4 protein-coding genes are annotated in these 3,400 nt (G+C 64.4%); 2 read left to right on the forward strand and 2 right to left on the reverse strand.

The window, feature by feature from the left end; translation table 11 throughout:
* The coding region (locus tag AC1DMG_RS20975; protein ID WP_477181040.1) for an Mth938-like domain-containing protein at window positions 1-251 on the reverse strand (251 nt) is incomplete at its 3' end.
* Window positions 252-264: 13 nt separating this feature from the next.
* Window positions 265-561, reverse strand: coding sequence for a ribosome assembly RNA-binding protein YhbY (yhbY, locus tag AC1DMG_RS20980; RefSeq protein ID WP_441603167.1), 297 nt, complete (start codon window positions 559-561; stop codon window positions 265-267).
* An 82-nt stretch (window positions 562-643) separates the two neighbouring features.
* On the opposite strand from yhbY, the gene rlmE reads away from it, so the two are divergent.
* Both rlmE and ftsH read left to right on the forward strand, forming a co-directional pair.
* Complete coding sequence (gene rlmE / locus AC1DMG_RS20985) at window positions 644-1,294, forward strand: 23S rRNA (uridine(2552)-2'-O)-methyltransferase RlmE (RefSeq protein ID WP_441603168.1); 651 nt, start codon at window positions 644-646, stop codon at window positions 1,292-1,294.
* Window positions 1,291-3,237 carry an ATP-dependent zinc metalloprotease FtsH gene (ftsH, locus tag AC1DMG_RS20990; protein ID WP_477181041.1) on the forward strand — a complete coding sequence of 649 codons (1,947 nt, stop codon included), beginning with the start codon at window positions 1,291-1,293 and terminating at the stop codon, window positions 3,235-3,237. Before rlmE ends, ftsH begins: the two co-directional genes overlap by 4 nt.
* Window positions 3,238-3,400: the final 163 nt, after the last annotated feature.

Consider the following 3,400-nt stretch of genomic DNA (forward strand, 5'->3'; position numbering starts at 1 on the left):
ATGAAGGCCTGGGCCGGGAACACTTGGCGCTCGCCAGTGCCCACCAGCACCACTTCCGGCTTCAAGGCGAGGATGGCGTCGATATGACTGGCGTCCAGCTCAGACGCAGCCGCGACCGGCCAGTCTTCCACCAGGCGCTCGGGCGACAACAGGAAGCTGCGGGTGAACTCGCGATCCACCACGGTAATGCCATGGGCGCCGACACGGCGCACAAAGAGATAGCCTTCGGGACGATCGAGCGACAGATCCATCGCCGGGTGGCCCTTAGCGGGGCAGGGCGAGCTTGGGCTCGTCCTCGTTGCGGCGGAACAGCACCACGATGTGGCCGATCTGCTGCACGCTTTCGGACTGCGTGCCTTCAGCCAGGAAGTCGATCTGCTGCTGACGCTCGTCCTTGTCGCCGCCGGACAGCTTCACCTTGACCAGCTCATGCTGGGACAGCGCCAGATCCAACTCCTTGCGCACAGCCTCGGTCGCGCCCTTGGCGCCCAGCAGGATGACGGGGCTGAGATCGTGCGCAAGGCTGCGCAGGTAGCGGCGCTGCGAATTGGAAAGTGCCATGCGTTCAGTCTCGGATTCACTGCGATAGGACAGGTAAGGGTATCATGCGGCCATCTCCCCCGTATCTGTGGCACCTCGGCCTATGGCTCGCAGCAAAAGTAGTTCCCGCTGGCTGCGGGAGCACTTCGATGATGTTTATGTGAAGAAAGCCCAGGCTGAGGGGCTGCGTTCGCGTGCCGTTTTCAAGCTGGAAGAGCTGATCGACAAGGATCGCCTGCTCAAGCCCAATATGCGCGTGGTCGACCTGGGCGCCGCCCCCGGCGGCTGGTCGCAGCTGGTACGCCAGCGCCTGGGCGACACCGGTCACGTGGTAGCCATGGACATCCTGCCGATGCAGGGCATTGGCGGCGTGGACTTCCTTCAGGGCGATTTTCGCGAGGAATCGGTGCTGCAGGAGCTGGAAAGCCGCCTGCAGGGGCAACAGGTCGATCTTGTGCTGTCTGATATGGCCCCCAATATGAGTGGTGTGGCCCTGTCGGATCAGATCCGGGCAATGGACCTGGCCGAGCTGGCGCTGGACTTCAGCCGCCAATGGCTCAAGCCCGGCGGCTCGTTTCTGATCAAGTTGTTCCAGGGGACAGGCTTTGACGACTACATCCGCAGCTTGCGCGCAGACTTCACCCGCGTAACGATGCGTAAACCCAAGGCCTCCCGCGCGCGTTCGCGGGAGGTGTATGCATTAGCTGTGGGCCGAAAGATCCATGGCGGGCAATCCGGCGAGAACCGTGCATGAATGAAATGGCGAAAAACCTGCTGCTCTGGCTGATCATCGCGGTGGTTCTGCTCACCGTGTTCCAGAGCTTCAACCCGCATGGCGCCTCCTCGTCGGACCTGCCTTACAGCAGCTTCGTGCAGAGCGTCGACAACGGGAACGTGGCCTCGGCCAACATCAGTGCCGACCAGCCGGCCGCCATCAGCGGCAAGCTGAAGGACGGCAGCTCGTTCCGCACGGTCGCACCGGTCCTGGGCTGGTCCACCAACGGGGTGGTCAAGCAGATGCAGGACAAGGGCGTCGAGGTCCGCCAGGAGCCTTCCAACAACGGCTTCTCGCTGCTGGGCCTGCTGCTCAACTGGCTGCCCATCATCCTGATCGTCGGCGTGTTCATCTGGTTCATGCGCCAGATGCAGGCCGGTGCGGGTGGTCGCGGCGCCATGAGCTTCGGCCGCTCGCGCGCCAAGCTGCAGGGCGAGGATCAGATCAAGGTCAACTTCAGCGACGTCGCCGGCTGCGATGAAGCCAAGGAAGAAGTCGGCGAGCTGGTCGAATTCCTGCGCGATCCGGGCAAGTTCCAGAAGCTGGGCGGCAAGATTCCGCGCGGCGTGCTGATGGTCGGTCCCCCGGGTACCGGCAAGACGCTGCTGGCCAAGGCCATCGCCGGCGAAGCCAAGGTGCCGTTCTTCWSSATCTCCGGTTCGGACTTCGTKGARATGTTCGTSGGCGTSGGCGCSRSCCGYGTGCGCGACATGTTCGAGMRSGCCAAGAAGCASGCGCCSTGYATCRTCTTCATYGACGAAATCGAYGCGGTCGGYCGTCAYCGCGGCGCCGGTCTGGGCGGCGGTCATGACGAGCGCGAGCAGACCCTSAACCAGWTGCTGGTGGARATGGACGGYTTCGAAGGCACCGAAGGTGTCATCGTGATCGCCGCCACCAACCGTYCSGACGTGCTCGATCCCGCACTGCTGCGTCCGGGTCGCTTCGACCGCCAGGTCGTGGTGGGCCTGCCGGACGTGAAGGGCCGTGAGCAGATCCTCAAGGTGCATATGCGTCGCGTGCCGATTTCCTCGGACGTCGATGCGATGACCATCGCGCGCGGTACCCCGGGCTTCTCGGGCGCCGATCTCGCCAACCTGGTGAACGAGGCTGCCTTGTTTGCCGCACGCGAGAACGCCCGCGACGTGCGCATGATTCATCTGGACAAGGCGCGCGACAAGATCCTGATGGGTGCCGAGCGCCGCTCGATGGCCATGAGCGAGGACGAGAAGAAGCTGACGGCGTATCACGAAGCCGGTCACGCCATCGTCGGCCGTCTGGTGCCCGAGCACGACCCGGTCTACAAGGTCACCATCATCCCGCGCGGTCGCGCGCTGGGCGTGACGATGTACCTGCCCGAGGGCGACAAGTACAGCATGAACCGCGTGGCGATCGAATCGCAGCTGTGCTCGCTGTACGGCGGCCGCGTGGCCGAGGCGCTGATCTTCGGCGAGGACAAGGTGACCACCGGTGCGTCCAACGACATCGAGCGCGCCACCAAGATGGCCCGCAACATGGCCACCAAGTGGGGCCTGTCCGACACGCTCGGTCCGGTGACCTATGGCGAGGAAGAGGACGAAGTGTTCCTCGGCCGCGCCGTCACGCAGCACAAGAACGTCTCCAATGAGACGGCGCGCAAGATCGACGAGGAAGTGCGTGCCATCCTCGATCGCAACTACGCCCGCACCAAGCAGCTGCTGACCGACAACATCGACAAGCTGCACGTGATGGCCGACGCGCTGCTGCAGTACGAGACCATCGACGCGCGCCAGATCGACGACATCATGGCTGGCCGCGTACCTGGCCCGCCGGCGGATTGGTCGAAGAACTCCAGCGGCTCTACGCCGCCGCCTCCGCCGCCGCGTGGCGACAGCGGCGCCAAGGTGGGTGATCCGGCCACTCAGAGCCGCGTCGCCGATCGCTGATCGCGCTACATGCACAGAAGAAAGGCGGCCATAGGCCGCCTTTTCTTTTGCGCGCGAACGCTGCGAGAGCGCAGCGCTTCTGGCGACGGACCACTGTAGGAGCGCACTTGTGCGCGACAACCAGGCGAAGCAGAGGCGACATGGCGCTGCGTTCGCGCACAAG

Source organism: Dyella sp. 01N36, from assembly GCF_056399745.1.